This is a genomic window from Streptomyces calidiresistens (assembly GCF_014141525.1).
GTDB classification, from domain to species: domain Bacteria; phylum Actinomycetota; class Actinomycetes; order Streptomycetales; family Streptomycetaceae; genus Streptomyces; species Streptomyces calidiresistens.
Genome location: NZ_VKHS01000002.1, coordinates 21,837 through 42,470, shown reverse-complemented (window position 1 = coordinate 42,470; position 20,634 = coordinate 21,837). Strand labels below are relative to the sequence as shown.

The 20,634-nt window shown below is 64.5% G+C and carries 14 protein-coding genes and 2 pseudogenes; 2 read left to right on the top strand and 14 right to left on the bottom strand.

All coding sequences use genetic code 11. From position 1 onward, the window contains the following. Positions 1 to 222, top strand: a pseudogene (locus tag FOE67_RS00445) (IS5/IS1182 family transposase); the annotation flags it as partial. A gap of 5 nt (positions 223 to 227) precedes the next feature. Here the strand turns inward: FOE67_RS00445 and FOE67_RS00440 are convergent. From FOE67_RS00440 to FOE67_RS00390, 11 genes are all read right to left on the bottom strand, one after another. After that, positions 228 to 539, bottom strand: a complete 312-nt coding sequence (locus FOE67_RS00440; RefSeq protein ID WP_182659724.1) for a hypothetical protein — start codon at positions 537 to 539, stop codon at positions 228 to 230. Between the two features lie 2 nt (positions 540 to 541). After that, positions 542 to 952: a transposase family protein gene (locus tag FOE67_RS00435; protein WP_323383929.1), complete on the bottom strand. Its 411-nt coding sequence runs from the start codon at positions 950 to 952 to the stop codon at positions 542 to 544. Positions 953 to 1,071: 119 nt separating this feature from the next. After that, a complete protein-coding gene (locus FOE67_RS30205) occupies positions 1,072 to 2,529 on the bottom strand; it encodes a phosphopantetheine-binding protein (RefSeq protein ID WP_323383927.1) in 1,458 nt (485 codons plus the stop codon). A gap of 69 nt (positions 2,530 to 2,598) precedes the next feature. Next, positions 2,599 to 4,452 (bottom strand): hypothetical protein, encoded by a 1,854-nt coding sequence (locus FOE67_RS00425; protein WP_182659721.1) that lies wholly within the window; start codon positions 4,450 to 4,452, stop codon positions 2,599 to 2,601. Between the two features lie 48 nt (positions 4,453 to 4,500). Next, positions 4,501 to 10,308, bottom strand: a complete 5,808-nt coding sequence (locus FOE67_RS00420) for an AMP-binding protein (protein WP_182659720.1) — start codon at positions 10,306 to 10,308, stop codon at positions 4,501 to 4,503. Positions 10,309 to 10,455: 147 nt separating this feature from the next. Beyond that, complete coding sequence (locus FOE67_RS00415; protein WP_182659719.1) at positions 10,456 to 11,130, bottom strand: FMN-binding negative transcriptional regulator; 675 nt, start codon at positions 11,128 to 11,130, stop codon at positions 10,456 to 10,458. A 43-nt stretch (positions 11,131 to 11,173) separates the two neighbouring features. Next, positions 11,174 to 12,454 carry a lysine N(6)-hydroxylase/L-ornithine N(5)-oxygenase family protein gene (locus FOE67_RS00410; RefSeq protein ID WP_182659718.1) on the bottom strand — a complete coding sequence of 427 codons (1,281 nt, stop codon included), beginning with the start codon at positions 12,452 to 12,454 and terminating at the stop codon, positions 11,174 to 11,176. 538 nt (positions 12,455 to 12,992) lie between these two features. Then, positions 12,993 to 13,790: a transposase family protein gene (locus tag FOE67_RS28730; protein ID WP_228473401.1), complete on the bottom strand. Its 798-nt coding sequence runs from the start codon at positions 13,788 to 13,790 to the stop codon at positions 12,993 to 12,995. A gap of 19 nt (positions 13,791 to 13,809) precedes the next feature. Then, on the bottom strand, positions 13,810 to 13,977 hold the full coding sequence (locus FOE67_RS28725; RefSeq protein ID WP_182667386.1) for a helix-turn-helix domain-containing protein: 168 nt from the start codon (positions 13,975 to 13,977) through the stop codon (positions 13,810 to 13,812). Positions 13,978 to 14,023: 46 nt separating this feature from the next. Beyond that, positions 14,024 to 15,409 carry a TauD/TfdA family dioxygenase gene (locus FOE67_RS00395; RefSeq protein ID WP_182659717.1) on the bottom strand — a complete coding sequence of 462 codons (1,386 nt, stop codon included), beginning with the start codon at positions 15,407 to 15,409 and terminating at the stop codon, positions 14,024 to 14,026. A gap of 135 nt (positions 15,410 to 15,544) precedes the next feature. Further along, on the bottom strand, positions 15,545 to 15,910 hold the full coding sequence (locus tag FOE67_RS00390; RefSeq protein ID WP_182659716.1) for a transposase: 366 nt from the start codon (positions 15,908 to 15,910) through the stop codon (positions 15,545 to 15,547). A 73-nt stretch (positions 15,911 to 15,983) separates the two neighbouring features. Here FOE67_RS00390 and FOE67_RS00385 point away from each other — a divergent pair. Beyond that, a pseudogene (locus FOE67_RS00385) lies at positions 15,984 to 16,622 on the top strand (transposase); the annotation flags it as partial. A gap of 230 nt (positions 16,623 to 16,852) precedes the next feature. Here FOE67_RS00385 and FOE67_RS00380 read toward each other — a convergent pair. The 3 genes from FOE67_RS00380 to FOE67_RS00370 all read right to left on the bottom strand — a co-directional run bounded on the left by FOE67_RS00380 (position 16,853) and on the right by FOE67_RS00370 (position 20,631). Beyond that, positions 16,853 to 17,710 (bottom strand): aminoacyl--tRNA ligase-related protein, encoded by an 858-nt coding sequence (locus FOE67_RS00380; RefSeq protein ID WP_182659715.1) that lies wholly within the window; start codon positions 17,708 to 17,710, stop codon positions 16,853 to 16,855. A 315-nt stretch (positions 17,711 to 18,025) separates the two neighbouring features. Then, positions 18,026 to 19,354, bottom strand: a complete 1,329-nt coding sequence (locus tag FOE67_RS00375) for an FAD-binding oxidoreductase (protein ID WP_182659714.1) — start codon at positions 19,352 to 19,354, stop codon at positions 18,026 to 18,028. Further along, positions 19,354 to 20,631 (bottom strand): condensation domain-containing protein, encoded by a 1,278-nt coding sequence (locus FOE67_RS00370; protein WP_182659713.1) that lies wholly within the window; start codon positions 20,629 to 20,631, stop codon positions 19,354 to 19,356. The genes FOE67_RS00375 and FOE67_RS00370 overlap by 1 nt, the downstream gene beginning before the upstream one ends. Between the last annotated feature and the right edge of the window lie 3 nt (positions 20,632 to 20,634).

Below are 20,634 nucleotides of genomic sequence, written 5' to 3'. Positions count from 1 at the left end.
GTCCGGGCCAGGGGCATCAAGCCGGTCATCGCCCGCCGCGGTGTCGAGCACGGCTCCGGGCCGGGTGTCCGTCGGTGGGTGGTCGAGCAGACCATCGCCCTGCTACACGGCTTCCGCCGCCTGCGGAGCCGCTGGGAAATCCGAGACGACATCCACGAAGCCCTCATGCGCCTTGGCTGCGCGCTGATCTGCCGGCGCCGCCTCCGCACCGCATTGCGTTAGGAGTTCTAAGTGCCGGTCGTCGGCAGTCTGGTCGCCTGCAGGGCGCCAGTGCGGGCGCCCTCGGCACGGGCCCCGTCGCGGTCCCTGCAAATGATCTCGACCTCGGAGTAGTCACGAAGCCAGCCGACCAGCGGTTCGGCCTCGCGGCCCGGCAGCACGTCGATGGGTCGCCGCCGTTCCAGATCCACCAAGATCGCCGAGCAGGAGTCGCCTCCGCACATGGCGAATTCGTCAGCCCTCAGCGCCCGGACCTGCCCGACCGGCTCCTTGGGAAGGGCCCGCAGGAGGCATAACAGCGTGTCCTTCGCAACCGGCATCCTCAGAGCCGCCGTGGGCTGGCTCCCCTGCGCCCGGCCAGCGCCACCGCGATCGAGGTCAGCATCTCGCGCAGCAGCAGGGTGAAGCGGACATGAGGACTGGTCAGCCCGGCAACCTGTTCGACGAACGTCACCGCCGTGCAGGCAGAGTTGAGGCACCGGTACCGGCGCACCAGCAATCCGATCATTACCCAGGCGCCACTGGCCGCCGCACCCGACAACCGACGCAGATACCTGCCGTGCACCCGCCCCGAAGGACTGCCGCAGTGCGGGCACAGTCCATCGGCCGCACGCGCGCGGGCATGCAGAGTGATCCCGCCGACCGACCCTCCACCTCGAACGGGACCCTCGATGTGCTGACAGTCCGGCTCGTCGACAACGCCGTCGATGTGCGGAAATTGCCCCCTGCGCACCCTACGACACTACGAGTGGAATCTCAGTAGGCGGCGCAAAAGGCGTCACCCCACCACCGCCCCCAGCCAGAGGTCGAACACTCTCACGAAATCTGACCCACCTGGCTGGATGCGTCCCTCTATGGTTTGTCAGCCCTGGTCGCCCAACCAGCGAGTTCGCGTGCCGTCGGATGCTGATAGAGAATGCGTATGGTCACCGGCAGCGCCAGTGCGGTCCGGAGCCGTGCTGCCACACGAGCGCACATGAACGACGTGGCACCCAGTGCGAAAAGATTGTCATCAGGCTCGACATCGGTGCCGAACAGCCCCCGCCAGACCTTGAGGCAGCGTTCGAGGTAATCCCCATCCGCGCTCGCCGATTCGGCTGTGGAGACGAGGGAAGAGGTGGTGGATGGCACGGGGCCGAGCCGGCTCCCGGCCGAGACCGCGGGATCGTCGAGGTCCTCGAGTACCGCGGTCAGCTCGTCGGCGAAACCCGCCAAATCTTCACGGGTAAAGATGGCCGGATGACCCGAGAGCCGCAACACATTGCCCGTCAGTTCGACCGAAAGCAATCCATGAGCACCGCGGTGAGGGCCGGGATGGAGCACGAGCCCGTTGGGCGACGGTGACATGCGCAGCTGGTCATTGACGGTCAAGAGGCAGTCCGGCATGCCTGGTACGGCACTGCTGGTGAGACGGCCCACCAGATCGGCGGGTGGGGCGCCTCGATCGAGAGAGTCGAGTAGTGCCTCGAAGGATGTGCCGATCTCCGCCTGTACGGTTCGCGCAAATGACCGGGCATGTATGACGGGCAGCGGGCGGATGGCCAGGAGGGCGTCGCCGTCATCCGTCAACGGAACCGTAACGCGGTTGAGCGACCACTGGAAACGGCGTGCCACAGTCACTCGTGTGCAGCCCATCAGCACCGCTATCGGCGTAACTCCGAGCGTCTGCGCGGTTTCATCCAACCTCTGCCGGTCGAGAGTGGTCTGCATGATGGCTGCTGTGCGGTCGTAGACGAAGCGTCGTGCGTCCGATGCCGACCAGGGCGGAGGCAAGAGGTCGATCTGCTTGAGCCACTCTTGGCGGCACGTCTCGGATACCTCAGCGACCGGTGTCCGGGCGAACGCGCTGACGCGTCGTTGGGCCACCGTATCTTCGGGCGCTGCCCGAGCGAGTTCCAGAAATTCGTCGATCAGTGCAGCCAGTCCCGACCCGTCGACGATCGCGTGATGGACGCGAAAGAACAGCCACATGCTCGCGCGCGCAGGGCTGAGCACGAGGGAGAAGAGCGCATTCCCGGACGCCTGGTCGGCAGCCATTGCCAGCTGGTCGAAGGTCCGATTCGGAGATTGGTCGGGGTCGAGCCGCACCACCGAGAGCACTCTGTCCGTAGCGACCGCCTCATCCCGGCGCCAGCGAACCCGTCCATCCTGTATGGCTACTTTTGCTACGAGCTCCGGGTAGCGGCCGGCGAGAGCCGCCACGGCGGCACGCACGTTGTCAACGGTGATGCCGACGGCCTCGGCCCGTACCTCGAGCATGTATCCCGAAGGCGGTGCGATCTGGGCGGCGAGCAGCATCTGCGCGACCACTTCGGGAGGGTCGCTCCACTCGTCAGCGGCGAATACATGGGTAGGCGTGGTTGTATGTTCCATCAATCCTCACGCTTCCAAGGGCAGAGTGTTGACGAAGACGTTCGCATATCGGTATTCGCCTTCGATGAGGCTGGCCACAACCGCATAGTGCTCGGCAGCCTGTACGTGCTCGCCGAGACGGAAGCGCCACCTCTCTCGCTGAGTGCCGCGTGGGCCGACGGATACAGGTCGTGATCGCCCCTGCGGCAGGTCACCGATTTCTCCGGCGACAAAGGCGAAGCCGGCATGTCCGTGGATCGGCCAGTCCCGCTCGCCGATCAGAGTGCACGTGAGCTCGCTGTCCCGCAGCCTCGGTGCATAGACGACATGGTCGGCGGTCACCTCGTAATCGGAGGATGCCGATGTGGACGAGGAGAGCTCTCCACACCGCGAGCAAAGTACGGTGAAGATAGTCAAGTCCACGGGCAGACGATGGGCGAGTTCGACTCTGACAGCGGACTCGCGACGGCATGCAGGGCAGATGACCGGCGTACTGGACACCTGCCGGAACGCGCGTGCGTTGGCGCCCAAGAACTCCCACCAGGTGCCGTGGATCTCACGCACGAGCTCGTGAACTGTGGCGGCCTGGATCTCATCGATGCTCTGCTGTACCTCGCGCAGCGTGTCGAGCTGTCGGCTTCCACGCGCGAGCAGGCTTCGGCGAATAGCACGCTCCGCCTCGCCGAGACGACGTTCGTCAATGGGCAGGTCCAGGGACAGCAGAGAACGCAGTCTGCCCAAGATCACCTGCTGCGTGCGCAACTCCTTGTCGACGGACTCCGCTTCCTGGACAGTCGAGTGGCGCCGTTGAGCCGATCGTGCTGCGGAAAGGTCGACCGGCAACGACGGATCGCCCAGAAGCCCGAACCGGGTGAATTCCCTGTTCGCTTCACACGCCGCGTTGAGACCCTCCACCGCCTCACCCAAACGTGCTCCTCCATGGATCGCGCCCGCCAGTTCGTCGAAGAGCGGCCTCTGAGCAATGTGAAATCCCACGATGCCGACGACGGCGACAGTCGTGCCCTCCAGGAAACCCAGCGCGACGCCGACCGACAGTGGGTGCGCGTTGTTGCCGACCGAGATCGAGTCGCAGGACTGCAAAAACGCGAGCTGTACGTCCATGGACGATGCAGCGATCCGGTCCTCATCTTCCAATTCCTGACGCCAGCAACCTTCACCGCGCAGGCACGACGGCATCCTTGTGCGCGCGGCGAGGTCGGCACCCACCGGCGGTGCGGCGGTTCCCCTGCCGCAGACGAGTCCATCAACCAGCGTCAGGCAGCACTCGCGTCCATGAGTGAGCACCTGAAGGGCCTTGCGAGGACGTTGCAGCAAAGGGCGCAACTCATCCAGTGCCACAGCATCAGCCTGGTCCGCGCCAACCGCCCTGGGATGGATCAGCGCTATGTCATCTGCCGCTGCCCTGCTGCTCAGTGTGAGTGTGCGGTAGATCAGGCAGGACAGCGACTCCTGCGTTCGGCTCGTCACGAGACCGAAGCGAGGATGCCGGATACCGGGCCAGTCGCCGAGACGCGCGGCGTCGGCTGCGGTCGCGACCAGAGCGACGGGAACCGCCGCGAAATCATCGAGAACACCGTACAGGCCGGCCGGGTCGACGCGGTGATGCGGACGCGAGGTCGCGCTCGCCAGCATCCCTGCCGCAGCATGGGCCACCGGGTCGCCCAGGGAAACGACCACCCCGGGCCAGGAAGTGCCGATCACTTCCGGCAACTCTGCGCCCTCGGATCGCAGCACGTTCTCGTAACGTGTGAGTGAGGGCCCGGTCATGACCGGGAAGGCAAAGCCGGGCTGCCATGACGCGGCCAACCGTGCGTAGCCGAGGGCATCCTCGCAGCGGGCAACGGCTTTCGAATCCGACATCGTCTCCCCTAATCGTGCTAGTGCAAGCCCTCGCCGCGCAGGGCGGTGTCATTGGGAGTTCGTGTACAATTTTCTTTCGAGCGCACGGCAATCTGCTGCCTGCAGGACATCCCGGACTCTCACCCGGATCCCCAATTCGGCCTCGATCGCAGCCACGAGCCGCATCGCAGCCAGAGATTCCCCGCCTGCCTTGATGAAACTGACCTGCAGAGGTGCCTCCGGGCTGAGCACCCGTCTCCACAGTGATGCCAGAACGCCTTGTTCCTCAGCGGAAGAAGCGCCCGCACCTTCCGAGATGACGATGGACTGCCCGCCGGACTCGGTCCCGCCCTCGCTTGTACTGCTTTCCTTCGAGAGGTGGGAAGCGAGCAGCGAGCGAACAGTTCCGTAATCGACCTTCCCATGAGCGTTGACGGGAAGGCGCTCAACGACCATGACCTCGTCGGGCAGCATGTAGTCGGGAAGAAGAAGCGCCATGGCCTCGCGTATGACGCCCCGCGCCGAACGTCCCCCCGTCCACTCCTGGTTCGTCACCATCGCCAAGCCGAGACATAGGTCTCCAGCGGGGTTCCGGACACCGACTGCGGCCGCCGAACCAACGCCGGGGACTGCTCTGGCCGCACGCTCCACCTCTTCAGGCGAGACACGATAACCGCGTATCTTGAGTTCGTTGTCGGCCCTACCAAGAAAATCGATACGCCCGTTCTGCCTGATCCGTACGAGATCACCGGTCGGATAGACCGGGGAGTTCACCCCATCCACGCGAACCATGTCACGAAGCCTGCCTCCGCACGGAACGCCCGCGATTCCCAGAATGCCGGGACGGCCGAAGGGAACGAGGGTCCCATCGTCATCGAGAACGCATAGCGTAGCGCCTCCAATGGGAGCGCCCAGCTGAGGCAGATCGTGCTCGGATTCATGTCCCCTTACTTCATGGTAGGTAACTGAAATGGAGCATTCAGCAGGGCCGTAAGCGCTGAGCAAGCTGACGGTGCCGTGATGCTGACGGACGAATCTGGAGGCCTGAGCCACGTCGTAAGCTTCTCCGCCGATCACGACGGCTCTTACGCTGCCCGGCAACCTCTCGTCGCGCTGCTCCAGATGATCGGCTAGAACAGCCCACAACGCCGTCGGAAGGTCCAGCACCGTGGCCTGATGCGCTTCGACTTGTCGCAGCATCCCCGGGATGCCATCGGACAGGTCCAGCAGGAGAAGCGTCCCTCCGAGCGAGAGGATGGGAATCGCCTCTTCGAAGAATGCGTCGAAGAGGAGGGAGTTGGAACCGGCGACCACATCGCTTGAGGTCAACTGCAGCCGGTTGATGAGTGCACCGACATACGCGGACAAGACCCGGCGGCCGACTGAGATCCGTTTCGGCTGACCCGTGGTGCCGCTGGTGCTCACCACGTAGGCGTCGCCGGGTTGCAGCGCGAGGTCGTGGGCGGTACGCAGGCGGGTCAGCTTTCCGTCCGATGACCAGCGGAAATGAGCAGAGTCCAGTATCGACGACAATCGTGCTGCCGGAGCGAGGGGGTCGACCGGCATGAAGACGACACCCTGCTCAAGGCATGCGGCCAGTCGGCTGCAATAGGCCGCATCACGCCCGATGTCGACGGCCACCACTTCTCCGGTCGCTGCTCCGGCAACGTTCAACTCGCGTATTGCGGAACTCAGCAGGAGGGCGAAGTGCTCCTGCGTCGCGTAGGACTCCATCGCGATGACAGCAGGGGCTGAAGAGCGGCGAGGTTCGATCCTCATGTGGTGGTACTGAGGGGGTGGGCCTACGATGACGGCAGGATTGGAGGAAGGCCAGCGCCACTCCTCCGTTATCGTACCGTTCCTGATCTCACAGGCCAGCCGGGACATGCCCTGACGGAACATGTCTGCCAACATCCGCACCGTTTCCACCTGGTACAAGGAGGTGTCGAACTCCCATACCAGGCGGACGGATCCATCGGGAGCCATAGGGTCGGCGCCCGCCTGCTTGGGGAGAACCAGAACGTCCAATGGACACTTGGTCGTGCCGTTCTGCCGGTACTCGAGAAGCGCCGTTCCATGACCCGGTATGTGCGTGTCCCGTAGCGGTGCGTTGTGCGCGCTGAACATGCACCGGTAGAGCGAAGTGCGTCGCTCTACCTCTGCTTGGCGAACTGCTTCCAGGATCGTGTCATAGGGGATCAGTTCGTAGTCCAGAGCATCGCGCAGCGCGACTCTGACCCGGTGGAGGAAGGCGGGGAATGCGGCGGACCACTCGGAACGTACGGCCACGGTGTTGACGAACATGCCCAGGGTGGATTCGAAACCCGACGGACGGGCGCTAACCGCCGACCCGATGACGAGGTCCTCTTCACCTGAGATTTCGTGTAGTGTGCAGAGGAAAGCGGCCATCAAGAGTTCGAAGCCGGTGGCACCTTGTCGCGTAGCCCACGCCTGTAGGTCTTCCCACTCCTGACCTTCTATGACGATGTCGATGGAGTCCGCCGGCGCCGGGGCGAGGTCCACGGATGAGGTTTCGAAGTCGAACGGTGGAGCCACCGGAAGCTGTGGAGCGTCAGCGAGCCGAGCGAGATAGGTGGCCAGTTGCGGTGACCCCGGAAGGGCTTCGACCCGCGTGACCTCATCTGCGACGTAGTGACTGTACTCGAGGCCCCGGGCTTTCCAGGAGCTCGAATCGGGCCTGGACAGGGCACGCACGAAGTCCTTCAACAGAAGAGTCAGAGACCATCCATCGTGGATAAGGTGATGTTCCACCTGGCTCAGTACCTGCTCGTCATCGGATATGCGGAAGAGACGCCAGGAAACCAGCCGGCCCTTCTCCAGGTCCCAATCAATCCGACCATGTTCACGGAGCAATGTGTCGAGTGCGGCAGGCCGGCCGCCGGCCGTGCGGTCGGCGCGGCGAAGATCCACGAGCTCCAGCTCCGGAACCCATGGAGTGCCGATGACGACTCGCCAGCCTTCGGCACCAGGGCGATAAGTGGAGCGAAGGACGGGATGAGCCGCCACCACGACAGCGAGAGCCGCCGAGATCTCCTGTTCCGTGAGCGAACCGGGCAAGTGGATGGCGACCTGATTCTGGTACGCGGGCACGGAAGGTGCCGACGCGATCTCGTAGAGAGCGCGTGCCTGCGCATGGGAGACGGGGAATTCCTGGTCCGAGGTGATGAGGGGCGATGGCCCGCCGGCCACCCGCATACCGCCGACGATCATGTCCGCAAGCTCGCCGACGCTGGTCGACCCCAGAATTTCACTGACCCGGACAATGCTGCCGAGCTCCAGCTCGATCCTGCTCCGGAGATAGGCCGCCGCCAGTGAATGACCGCCGACGTCAAGGAATGAGTCGTCGATGTTCACCCGCTGGTCAGCGACTACGTCGCGAATCATGTCGAGAACCCGCGCCCGTGCCACGTCGGCAGCTTGACCGGGAGCATCGTCTCGGGCCGTAGGGGCCAGCGTCCTCGGCTGACGCTGCGCGGAACCACCGGTGATCTGTTGGGCCAGAGCGTCCCGATCCACCTTTCCGGTGGGTCCGACAGGCAGCGAGGGGAGCATGAGAATGTGATTGGGAAGCATATAGGGGGGCAATGAGGCTGCCATCTCCCTACGCAGAGCAACCGTCGTCAGAGCCTTGCCCGGTGCATACACCACGGCGGTGGCGAGCTCCTTGCCGTCAGCCCCCTCGACCGCCAGAACAGCGGAGTCCGCCACCGCTTCTATTCTGTTCAGCGTTGCCTGGACGTCGCCCAGCTCGATGCGGTAACCACGAATCTTGACCTGGTCGTCAAGGCGCCCGAGGAACTGCATCGTACCGTGGGTGGTCCAGCGTGCGCGATCACCGGTGAAATACATGCGAGATGCGGGGTCTGATGCGAACGGATCGGGCATGAATCGTGCTTCGGTCAGCTCGCTGTCTCCGGCATACCCCATGGCCACCGGCACGCCGGCAATGTACAAGTCACCCGGCTGACCAATGACACATGGGGTGCGATCGCTATTAAGGATGTAATAGCGGGCGTTCTGGATGGGTCGCCCATACGGAATGCTTGGCCAGTCGGCGGCCACCTCCCCGACATCGAAATAGTTCGACCAGACGGTCGCTTCTGTTGCTCCCCCGAGTGCGACGACATGGGCGGCGGGGAACCGTCGGCGGATGTCATCCGGGAGAGCGAGCGGCACCCAGTCCCCGCTGAGGAAGACCAGGCGCAGGCTGGGGTTCTGAGATGGTTGACGGCCCGCGGCGACGGCCATTACTTGACTGAGTGCAGCAGGAGCCGAATCCCAGAAAGTGATCTTCTCTTTATCGAGGATGTCCAGAACGCGATCCGGATCCGCTATCTCGTCCGGACTGATAATGCGAATCGTGCCGCCTGCGGCGAGAATCCCGAAGATGTCGTATACGGAGAGGTCGAAGGTGAAGGCTGTAACGAGCAGCAGCCGGTCCTCCGGACAGATCGAATAGGTTCTGTTGACCCATTCGATAAGGTTCACGACGCTCCGGTGGCATACCTGCACCCCTTTAGGGCGGCCAGTCGACCCTGACGTGAAGATCACGTAGGCCGGATCGCTCGAGGATGTGCGGCAAATTTCGCGGACCTCATGGAGTCGCTCGATGGCCGTCCATGTCAGAACCCTGGGCTTCGGCTCATGGGCCGGAGCGTGGGAGGAGGCGGGCGCTCGGCGGATCACCACGTCGTATCGTCCGGCGAGTGAGCCGTGCCAGTGGTCGCCGCTCCTCGCCACGATCTCTACGTCGACCGGAATCGCCGTCTCCGAGGTGAGGTGCTCAAACCAGGAACGCGGCAGTCTCAGGTGGCCTGCTCCGGTCTCGCTTTCCGTGTCGATCACATCGGCGATGATGACGGCTCCGCCTTCGACAACCAGGCCGATCGCGTCGAGTATGGCCTTCCGGGTGTAATCAGGGCCAGGATAGAACTGCGTGACGCTGGACATGAGGACAGCATCGAACCGCCGTTCACCGGCGATTTCCCTGATATCGTGCGCGAATCCCGAGAAGAAGTGCGTGATGGCAGGCGAGCCGGACATCGCGCTCCGGCAGCGTTCTATCGCGACCGGCGACGGGTCCACCCCGAAATATTCGGCCACCAGTCCGCCGAGCTCTGCTGCGAGCAGCCCAGATCCGCAGCCGATCTCCAGGAGGGAGCGCGGATTTCCGGCTGAAGCCACCAGATCGCGCACGTGCTCCAGGTAAACGGTGACGTCCCCGCGCTCAAAGCCTTCTTCGCTCCGGCCCTGGTTGAATCCGGCTGCGCGTAGCGGGTCCTCATCCGCAGCGATCTCATCCCAGAGAAGGCGCGTGCTCGACTCTTCCAGGTGGTCGACAGGATGCCGGGCGGCGTCCAGGCACATCAGGCGCGTGTCCTGGCCGGCGATCCATACCGACTCCTCCGCCAGGCGTGCATGCCTCCGACTGGTCATGATCCAGTTGATTTGGAGTTGTGCTATTGGTTCCGCCACGCGTGATGCGGGCCACCGAGGATCGAGAGGCACATAGGCCGCACCGGAGCGCGTGACGCCCAGGATCGCAACGATGGCCGTGACCGAATGCTCAACGAGGACACCGACGTAGTGACCGGGGCCAAGCCCTTCCGCGGTGAGCGTATTGCTGAGCTGCTGAGCTCGCGACCATAGCTGCCCGAAGGTAGTACGGGCACCGTCGCTGGTTTCGATTGCGATGGCTTCGGGGTCTGCTTCGACAGCCCTCTCGATCAGATCAGGCAGAGTGGCCAGATCGTCGAAAGGAACCGCTGTGGCATTCCATTCCCCCGGAACGGCATCCCCGTCGTTCAGATCCCACTGCCACTGCGCGGCGGGGCTTTTATCGTTGGCGTCAGTCACTTGCGCAGCCTCTCTCGATATGTCAAACGACCAACCAGAGCGGCGACGTCGTGGGAACCGACGGCGAACCGCCTGCATGGAGTCCTGGAAGACCATGGGCCGCGATCGGCGTCAGAACCTGGGGCGGAGGGTCCGTGCCGGATCATGTCAGCTCGCTGAGCCGGGCTCCTGTTTCTGCTCGACGCCATTTCCCAGGCCCAGTTTCCGCATCGTGGCGGCTGTGTCGGTGCAAGAAACGCCGTTACCGTCCGCGAACCAGGCGATGACGCGCTCTTGAATCTCTGGACTCTTCTCCTGGCTAAACTTGAACATCGCCTCAACCTTCTCCACGTGGAAGGAGAATGCGCCGACACCGGGGGCGAGCGAGCTGTGGTAGTCATACGAGGCTTCGAAGTCAAAGCCTGAGCCGAATCGACTTTCCAGCGTTCGTGCTGTCGTCGTCACCACGGACAGAGCCTCGTCGAGGCTCGCAGCGAGCGTCACCGTCCCGTGTATGTGTACGGTGACGAAATCCCATGTCGGTGCGGCCACGTCGGTGTTGTACAGGGTGGGTGAGACATAGCCACCGGGTCCCATGAAGATCAGTTTTGCGGCGGTTCCGTTGGCCAGTGTCGCCCAATGCGGGTTCGCCCGGTCCATGTGCCCCAGCAGGCTGGTACCGGTGAGCTGATCGTTGCCGGATGCCGACCGCCGGACGATGGGCACTTGAGTTGCCTCGGGAACCGTCTTCCCATTGCTAATGAGAAGGGCGAGCGGATGCCGGTCGACGATCTCGACCGTCCAACTCTCCTCGTCTACCCGGTATATTGGGGGAATCAGCATCCGCCTACCTCCACCTGGCCCGCCGCGGACTCACGGTTTTTCATCACACCAGCTCCTTGGTCAGAACCTCAGCGAGCTCGCCAGCGCGGACGGCCGTAAGCGACAGAAGGGTTTCGGACAGGCCGTGCGAATTTTCTCCAGAGCCGAGAACGTAAATGCCGCATTTTACGGACTCGTGGGTCACCACCCGGCGGTTGCGGTCAAGGAGCAGACGGCCCTGGCCGTCCCGTCGGCAGCGGGGGAGAAGGTCGCCCAGCAGAGGTCCCGGATCGGCTCGCAGGTAACCGGTGGCGCAGACCAACGCATCAGCCTCGATCGTGGTAGTGCTCCCATCGGGCAGGAACTCGATCACCACGCGCAGGCGGTCCCCGGAGGGGGCGGCCTCGACCAGTCGCGAGATCTTATGGAAGTGGAGGCGACGCCGCCCGGTGACCGATTCGAGATATGAGGTTCGGAACAGCCGGCGGATGAGATCTTCGTCCACGACCGAGTAATTAGTATTCGCATGATAGGCGTGCAATGACTGCCGCACGTTCTCGGAAGCCGCGAAATGATGGTCGACAGCCTCGGGGTTGAAGATCGCGTTCGCGAAGGCGCTGTCGTCCGCGACGCTGTAGCCATATCGGGAGTGCACGGAATGCACTTGGGCGTCTGGGAACTCACGGTGCAGATAGTCGACTGCTTCGGCGGCGCTCTGACCGGAGCCGAGGACCACGAATGACGACGGTTCCTTGGCGGCGATGGCCTGCGCGCCGTCAAGAAGCCTGGAGGAATGCCAGATCCGTTCGGACTCCGGTAGACCTTCCGGCATCCGCGGCCGCCCGCCCACTGCGATCACCACGTTACGGGCCCGGTGAGTCCGCAGCGTTCCATCACGACCGCCTACCCGCACGGAGACGTCCACGGCTTCGACATCACCCGGCCCCGTGGCCGAGTTGATCCCGACCACCTCGGACTGGTAGGAGACACGGTTCTCGAATTGCCCGGCAGCCCATGCCAAGTACTCGTGGAACTCGGTCCGCAAGGGGAAGAACGTCTTGGTGTTGGCGAAGTCGACGACCCTGCCATACGTGTGCAGGAACGACAGAAACGAGAATCGACTGGTCGGATTGCGCATGGTGACCAGATCTTTCAGGAAGGACACCTGCATCGTCGCCCCCTCGATCAGCATGCCACGATGCCAGCCGAAGCGCTCTTGGGCTTCGAAGAATCGCGCTGTGACCGCTTTATCGGCTGAGTCCATCTCGTCCAGGGCGATGGCCAGCGCGAGGTTGGCGGGTCCAAATCCGACTCCGGCGACATCGAGCACTGCGTCGGCGTCCATGCTCCTGTTCCCGTAACTCTGGCTCATTGTTTATCCAATCCGGTCAGCGAACAGAGGGAACATGGTCGGCCTGGCGGGTCCCATGGCCACGAGTCACGAGTCTGCGGCGAGGCCGAGGAACGGCATCCTCGCAGGTCAGCCGCCTCGTTCGCTGTCTAAATTTATAGCCATTGCGGCTGATCCGGTCGCCCCTGACAAGCAGCGGAGGAAGCTGTGGTCCTGCTGCGAATGTGCATGAATGAAGAAAACAGCGGGATGGCCAGTCGATCACGCTGAGAATACGTGATTGCCGATGCAGTAACTGTCGAATCGATGTTTGCCGCAAACGAATCAACGGCAGCCTGCAGTCCAATTAAATGAGCTTCGCGTGTGGCCGCGAGCCACTGATCAAGTTATCCGTCGACGTCCGCCACCAGTACTGACATCGGTCAGGGCACAGCGCAGGGCTGTTCGAGAGTCCTAACGAGCTCGTGCATGGTTGGCGGTGAGGCGTCGAGGGCTGCGGCGGGGCTCGATGTTCACGTCTGCCGTGCCGACGTCAGGTCCGCGGTCCGCTGGTGGGACAGCAGTCCGGCGACAGCTTGGACGGTGTCGCTGATGTGGTCGCGGCGGCCGAGGTGGCGGGCCAGGACCCCCAGTTCTTCAAATGGGCAATGCCGTGCTCGACCCGGATCCGCATCGAGGAGTGCGCCTTGCGCTGCCGCTGGCACATCTCCTCGTACCAGTCCGGGGCGTTCATCTTGAACTTGCGGTGGGATGGTGTCACCACCCGGCCGCCGCTCTGCGCCCCCAGACCCTGGTAGCCGGCATCGGCGAGGATTTCCACCGCGGGGCCGTCGGCCAGAAGCTTGACCGGCCCCAACTGACGGGCGTGGGTGATGTCCGCGCAGCTTCCGGGCCTGGCCGGGCTGCAGAACAGCATCCGGCCGTCCGAGTCGGTGAGCACCATGGTTTTGACGGCGTTCTGCTTGCTCTTCCCGGAGATGAACCTGTCCCTGTCCTTGTGCCCCGCTGCCGGGCGTCGGACCCGGAGCGCCGGATAGGCGGTGGGCGTCCGCTCCTCGATGGCAGCGGGGTCAACCTCCCGGGCCCTGCGATCGGGCCGCTGGAACGACAACCCCATCCGATCCATCAACTTGCACAATCCGCCGTGGGAGAACCGCACCCCGAAATGCCGGTGGAGGAATTCGTTGACTTTCCTCGTCGTCCACAGCGTTCCACCGAGACCGAGCTGCTCGGGGCGATAGCCGATGATGGCCTGCCGGACGGCGGCCTCCTCGCTCTCCGGCAGGAAACCACACGAGCCGACCTTCCGGCCGGGTTTTCCGGACCGCAACGCCTCCGCTCCGCCACCATCACGACGCGGCCCTCCACCGACCGATCGACTTGGTCGACACCCCGAAGACCCTCGCCGCCTCGACCACCGGTAACCCCGCGTCGATCGCAGCCATCACCCGCATCCGCACAGCCTCCTGCTGAGCAGGCGAAAGCCTCCGCATGTCCCCGGTCAAGTCATCACCCATGCCACACCAACGAACGAGACACCAAAAAGTGACGGATCAATACGACTCAGGAAACCAGGGGATTGACAGGAATGGGATCGCCCAAATAGGTGAAGAACAGCGGGTTCCCCGTATAGGGCCGACGGCCCTGTGCGGTGAGGACGTTGTCCGTGACGATCAAGTCTCCCGCCTGCCATCGGACGGCTGCGGACGTTTTGGCATAGGCGTCTTGGATGGCGGACACCTCATCCTCGGTCAGCGGAGAACCGTCGCCGTAACCGGTCTCCATCGGGATGTCCGGCCCGAATGCCCGCCGCAGAACCGCCAGGGCTCTCGGCTCTACGCTCGCAGAGTTGAAGAACGCCACCTGATTGAACCAGCACTCCTCGCCCGTCTGCGGGTGCACCACTGTCGCCCGCCGCCGGCGGACCGTGCGCAGTCCGCCGTTGGACACCCGACCGTGATCGATTCCAATCTGCGGTAGCAGCTCGATCAACGCGTCGTGGGAGTCGACGCCAAAAGCCTCACGCCACTTCATGCCGAACTCTTCGCGGAACACTCGCGTCAGCGTCCAGCCCAGTTCCTGGAAACGGCGCACGAGTTCGTCAGGTAGGTGGTGCAGCAGTTCGCGCGAGTCGGAGAGGCAGGCCTCTCCGCCCGTTTCGGGCGGGCGCGCACACGCGGTCAGAGCGATACTGGGGACAACCGCGCTGAACGTCTCCTCCTGGTAAGGGCACAGTTCGCGGTCAGCCGGCCACTCGATCGGCGAAGCAACTCCGTCACCGTAAGCGGTGCGCTGACCGAACAGCTCCGTCGCCTGATACGGTTGCACGCCGAGGAATTTTCTGACGATCGTCAGATCGCCGGGTTCGCGGATGGGCAGGCCACGAATCAGGGCCGCGCCCCGCGTCCGAACCGTGCTGCGGATATGGTCGGCCGCGTCCAGCAACCAGTCGAACGCTGATTCTTTAGGGCTCGGGATGGTCGGGGGCATCATGTGACTCCGTAAGTTGTAAGGCGGCCCGGGAGGGGTGGATGCGGCTGATGGCGGCGTGCCGTTTGTGGCTTCCCCAGAGCGGCCGTCCGGCTCTCCGGGGTGTCCTGGTTGCTGATTGAGATGTGCGCGCCTTGTGCGGTCGCTGATTAAGGAGCGGACAGCAGGGTGTTCCTCGGGCCGACGGCATGCCCTGCGGAATGAGGACAGGGCTGGCGCAATGTCGAGTTCCTCAGCAAAGTCGCAGCTCAGTGGGTACGCCGAAGAGGTTCGGGGTGTCTTGTGGGGGGACAGGGCGATGCGGCGCTCTGCGTCCGCGAGGAAACCACCCATGGTGCGGAGGTAGTTCATGGCCACCGATCGCAACGTCGAGGCATTCTGCGGTCCGTGGCCAGTACGGATGCGCGAGGCGTCCTCGCCGAACGTCACATCCCGCACATGATGGATCTTGTTCTCCACACCCCAGTGGCCCCTCGCGTACCGCCCGAGCATCTCCGGGGCCGCCTCGGACACCGACAGGTCGGTGATCAGGGGGACCGTCTCTCTCCCCCCGCCTGCCGCCCGGTCGATGCAGTGCCGGGTGACTCAGGCAACCTACCCGAGGTAGGGAAACGCCGAAAATGTCCACGTCACCGCCTGCACCACCCGCGTCTCCAGCCTGCCAAGACCTACCTCGCTCTTCCTGTGCCGGGCACTCACCCCGTTCCCCGGGATCGACCTGCACGCCTCCCACAACGCCGACTGATTCCGCTTCACCACCAGCACGCAAAGCGCACCCATCAACTCCACCAGGAGCTTCGCCGTCTCCACCTGCGCGTGCAACGCGTCCGCCGTGACCACCACCCCACGCAGATCCAGCACCGATAACAACGGAGCCGGCGCGGGTATCTCGTTTCTCCTCCCCGCCATCCGCTGCGTGACCAGCGCCCAGTCCTGCGCCACCACACCGATCACCGCCACCGTGACGGACCCCGCCGCTCCGAGACCCGCGCAGCACCTTTCCGTCCACCGTCACCGTCCCCAGGTCGAGGCCACCCCAGCCGCGATCGGGCACCGCGGCTGGGCAAGACCGACGGCCTGGCTGACAGACCGCAGCGTGCGCGGCACCGACGCGGTCGCCGCGACTGCATTGGAAGTAGCCCAGGCCCAGCAGACCGGACTGCCCGGCAAGGACATCGCCGGGCAGATCGTCGCCGACCGGGCCGCGCAGCTCGTGGCCTTGGACGACCGGCTGAAGCGGATCGACAAGCAGATCCGCGAGACGTTCCGCAGCCACCCGTAGGCGGAGATCATCGAGTCCCTGCCCGGCGTGGGCCCGATACCCGGCGTCGAATTCGTCGTCGCAGCAGGCGACCTGTCGGCCTACGCCGATGCCGGCCACCTGGCGTCGGCGGCCGGGCCGGGGTCCGTCCCACGCGACTCCGGATGGCGGACCGGCAACCTGCACCGGCCTAAGCGCTCCAGCCGCCGCCTGCGCCGGGTGTTCTACTTGTCCGCGCGGACCAGTATCACCCGCGAGGGGCCGAACCGGGACTTCTACCTCAAGAAGCGCGGCGAGGGCTGCAAACACGTCCAAGCCGTCATCGCTCTTGCCCGCCGATGCGCGAGCATTCCGTGGGCGCTGCTGTGTGACGGACGGATCTTCACCTCCGCCCCACCAGTCACGCAGGCGACTTGGCTTCGTCACTGGGACCCCTCGGTCGCGAATCGGCATCGAAATCGGCAGGTTGAGAGCTTGATCATCGGAATCACTACGAAGACCGACGACTCTATCAACACCGGAAAGGAAAGTGCCCTGGTAGATGTCAGTACGGCCATGCGTGACCGAATCCTGAGAGAGCAGCTTGTCCAGGTGGGGATCTTATTGGAGTTGATAGTCTCTTCACCTGCGCTGAGCGCCTTCTACCGCGACTCGCTTCTGGAAGCACCGTCGCGCTCGGCGTACGCCACCGCAAGCGCGATGCGTTCCAGTCCGAAGGCGACACAGGCGCTGTGTGCCGGACTGCCGTCCGGCAACTCTATTCCGAAGATATCCCCGAAGTGGTCCTTGTGGCAGTTGGCTGAAGCCACGGCCTGCCTCAGGCCGTCGGCCACCGGGGCCACCAGTTCGAACTTGAGTTCTTGGGCACGCTGGTTGACTGAGAGCAACTTCGCTCCAGGGCCGAAGAACGGGTCGGTGGCCGTCTCCGTGACGACATCGAGTCCCAGGCTGGTCAGCCAGTCCGCGACCCGCTGCCGCCAGCGATCGCGAAACTCGACGCAGGCGTCCGGTGTGCCGATGAATACCAGCTCACGCATGCGGAAGGACCGGAACCGTCCTGGCTCGGTGGTCGCCTCGTGCCGGTAACAGCTCGCCTCCACGGCGAAGCGCGCCGGTGCGGTCAGCGTCGTACCCCCCAGGAGCGGGTAGATGTGATAGCACGCCGCGGGCGTGAGCACCACGTCGGCTATTTCCTGGCGATCGTGCCACGTGCCGCCTGAGACTGCCTCAGCCCGCCGGGTCAGCCATTCGCTCGCGTCGCCGCCGAAGTTGTGCACAGAGCCGAGCAGATGTGGGAACTCGCGCACGTACCCGGACCGCTCGACGACGTCACGGGGGAGCACCGGAGGCGCGGTGAGCACCGTCAGATCCTCGGCTGCGGCCAGGTCATCGATATCCGTGCGCAGGCGTGCCAGCACCGACTCGAACTGTGCCGGAAAAAGAGCCACTCCAGGCGCAGCGGTCTGCAGCGGAAGAGCCTGTCGTACACCGTTGATCATCAACTTTTCCTAATCAGTTCTGGGATTCGGCCGTCCGGCAGACTCCGGGTGGCAGCCGTCAGCAGGTGAGCACTCTGGTTTCCTGGACTCGCGAGCTCTGACGAAAGACCTTGCCCTTGCCGTTCGGCCCGGAGAGTTGATCGCTGATGGGATGTCGTGCCGGCGGCACCTGGGCGTGAGCACTGCTTGATTAGGTCGCTGATGGTTTTCCAGCAGGCTGCTGAAGATGATCGGCATTGAGAGCGGGAGGACCGTTGCGACTGTTTGTGGGGGACGACTGGGCCGAGGCTGGGGGCCTGTCCACGAGAGCCAGGTTCACTGCACGGGGGTACCCAGGTAACCGGGGAATCGCCCCTCCGGATCACGGAAGGCCCGGATCCGCTGCAGCCTGGACCAGGCTGCAGCGGACAGGATTCTGTCCGGGCGGACGGTGAAGTCGCTGTCACCGAGATAACAGCCGTCCGAGTACGCCGACAACCTGTTCATGGCTGAGTCCAACCAGGAACGGCACTTCTCGTCGTCGGCCGGGCCGCGGCCGGCCACGTACGCGGCGAAATACAGGTCGGGGCGAAGCGAGACAGCCATGTCCGGCAACGCTCGTGACGCCTGCGGGCTGAAGTCGCTGAGAATCACCGACGATTGGGGCGTGGGCAGGTCGGTGAATGCCGCCACCAACGCCGGCACCAGATCTGATGCCTCCTCGACGAGGTAAACGTTGTCGACGAAGTAGTGTAGGCCCGCGGGGCTGCCGGCTGACTGCTCGGCGAACAACGCGCTCATGTCCGTCGGCTGAGCAGCCGTGGACTTCAGCGCTCTGCCGGCCACTGGGCACGTCTCCAGTGGGGCCAGCGCGGACGGGCCGCCGTCGAAGGACACCCCATCGATGATCACTACAGGAGAGTCGGAGCCGGGCGGAGTGGCTCCGATAGCGAGGAACGACACCGACGGATCCACGTCGCGCCGTACGGAGTGGAACCAGGTCAGCACCTCGCTCGCCACCTCAGCCGGGTAGACGTAAGTGGATCGGATCAGACTCCGGTGGCGGGGACGAGTGCGCAGCCGTAATTCGGTGACCACGCCGAAGAATCCGGGACCCGACCCGCGCGCCGCCCAGAACAGATCCGCGTTCTCCGTCTCGGAGCAGCGGACCAGTTCCCCGGATGCGGTGACCACGTCCATGGATTCGACCGACTCCACGGCCCAGCCCCCGCCGCGGCAGCCCAAGCCCATCCCGCCCTGCAGGAGAAAACCGCCCATGCTCACGGTGGGATGGTGTCCGACGGCGAAGAACCGGCCGTGCGTGGCGAGGAACGGGTCCAGGTCCAGCCCGCTGCGTGTCGCCGGGCCGACCGTGGCGATTTCGGTGCCCGCGTCATAGTGCATCCCGTTGAGCGCGCCCAGGTCGATGAGCAGCGCGTCCTCGCGCAGCGACCAGGCGGCCCAGCTGTGTCCGCCGGAACGGACCGATAGCTTCCACCCCTCCGCGGCCGCCAGTTTCACCCCGGCCGCCACGTCGGCGGCGTCAGCGGCCCGCAGCACCGCAGCCGGGCGTCGCGAAGGCCTGCGACCGTTGAAGATGTTCGCAAGCGCGGCGTCGGAGAATCCGACGTCGCCGCTGCGCCAGAAGGCGCCGGTGAAGCTCATCAGCGACCATCAGAGACTGCGAATCGCGCCGCCACGTCCACGATGGTGTCAACGGCCTCCGTGGCGATCAGGCTTTCGTCGTAGCGCACGACCAGGCGTGTGTCCGCGTCGTCCAGCCACCACGCGAAGATGAGGGGGTCCGCCAGGCCGTGACCACCCGGGGCGGGCAACTGAACCGGCTCAGCCTGCGTTCCCGCCAGAGGCGAGCTTGGGAAACTCTCTCCTGACCGATCGAGTGCCACATGGGTCCCGTGTCCACCGATTGAGGATGTCAGGTCCAGCCCCCAGGACCGTTCGACGATACCGAGCGGGAGCCCGTATTCGAAGACGTCGAGGCTCTGCCCGAAGACATCGCGGACCGTTTCCAGCGGCCCGCCCGGTTCGCCATCGAGATGCATGGGGACGTCCTGGACGAACTGTCCGAGCGTCTTGGCCGTGTGCGGCAGAGCACGCCCGTGGTGAGCGACCCTGACCCCCACGCTTGAGGCACCGGTCACCTTCTTCATGCCCGCCAGAATGGCGGAGGTCACCACCACGAACGGCGTCGCCCTGGCATGTCTCGCCAGGTCCCGCACCCTCGAGTGCGCGTCTGCCGGCAGCGCACGACGTACGATCTTCAGCGCGGGCTCGCTCTCCCTCGCGCCGGCGATCGGCAAGAGAGGAGAGGAGGTTCCGAACCTTTCGGTGTACGCAAGCCAGAACGCTCTGCGCTCCTCCCCCCATCGGCCGGAGAACTCCTGCCGGAGCAGCGTGGCGAACTCTTGATAGGAGTCGGAGCCCTCGGTTTCGCAGCTGATCCGTTCACCGGCGACCACACGCTCGTAGAGCTCGCCCAATTCGGATACGAGAAGGTTCCACGAGGTGAGGTCGGTGATGAGGTGGTCCAGCGCTATCCCGAACAGATGCCGCCGGTCGTCACACTGCACGACAACGACGCGCGACAGACCTATGGCGTCGAGGCTGAAAGGAGCCCCGACAAGGGTCCGGCGCATAGTCTCGAGCGCTTCATCGTCCGTATCGGCCGTGTAGAACTCCACCTCGGTCAGCACGTCTTCGTACGTGCACGCCTCGTCCGGTGAGACGTACGCCCTGCGCATGACGTCATGGCGCAGGCACAGGACGCGCCACGCCTCACGGAGAGCCGCAAGTTCCAGCCGCCCGGTCAACCACGCCGCGGAGTAGACCAAGTTGTGCCAGTGCGCGTAGTTTCCGGCCAGCCGAGCCATCTCGACGAACGATGTCGGACCTGGCGTGGCCTTACCCCAGTTTCCCGGCATTCC

Excerpts from the sequence above, each read along its gene's own strand:
- FOE67_RS00440 (WP_182659724.1), bottom strand. The coding sequence starts at position 539 with ATGCCGGTTGCGAAGGACACGCTGTTATGCCTCCTGCGGGCCCTTCCC.
- FOE67_RS00425 (WP_182659721.1), bottom strand. The coding sequence starts at position 4,452 with ATGTCGGATTCGAAAGCCGTTGCCCGCTGCGAGGATGCCCTCGGCTAC.
- FOE67_RS00415 (WP_182659719.1), bottom strand. The coding sequence starts at position 11,130 with ATGCTGATTCCCCCAATATACCGGGTAGACGAGGAGAGTTGGACGGTC.
- FOE67_RS00410 (WP_182659718.1), bottom strand. The coding sequence starts at position 12,454 with ATGGACGCCGACGCAGTGCTCGATGTCGCCGGAGTCGGATTTGGACCC.
- FOE67_RS28725 (WP_182667386.1), bottom strand. The coding sequence starts at position 13,977 with ATGGGTGATGACTTGACCGGGGACATGCGGAGGCTTTCGCCTGCTCAG.
- FOE67_RS00380 (WP_182659715.1), bottom strand. The coding sequence starts at position 17,710 with ATGATCAACGGTGTACGACAGGCTCTTCCGCTGCAGACCGCTGCGCCT.
- FOE67_RS00375 (WP_182659714.1), bottom strand. The coding sequence starts at position 19,354 with ATGAGCTTCACCGGCGCCTTCTGGCGCAGCGGCGACGTCGGATTCTCC.
- FOE67_RS00370 (WP_182659713.1), bottom strand. The coding sequence starts at position 20,631 with ATGCCGGGAAACTGGGGTAAGGCCACGCCAGGTCCGACATCGTTCGTC.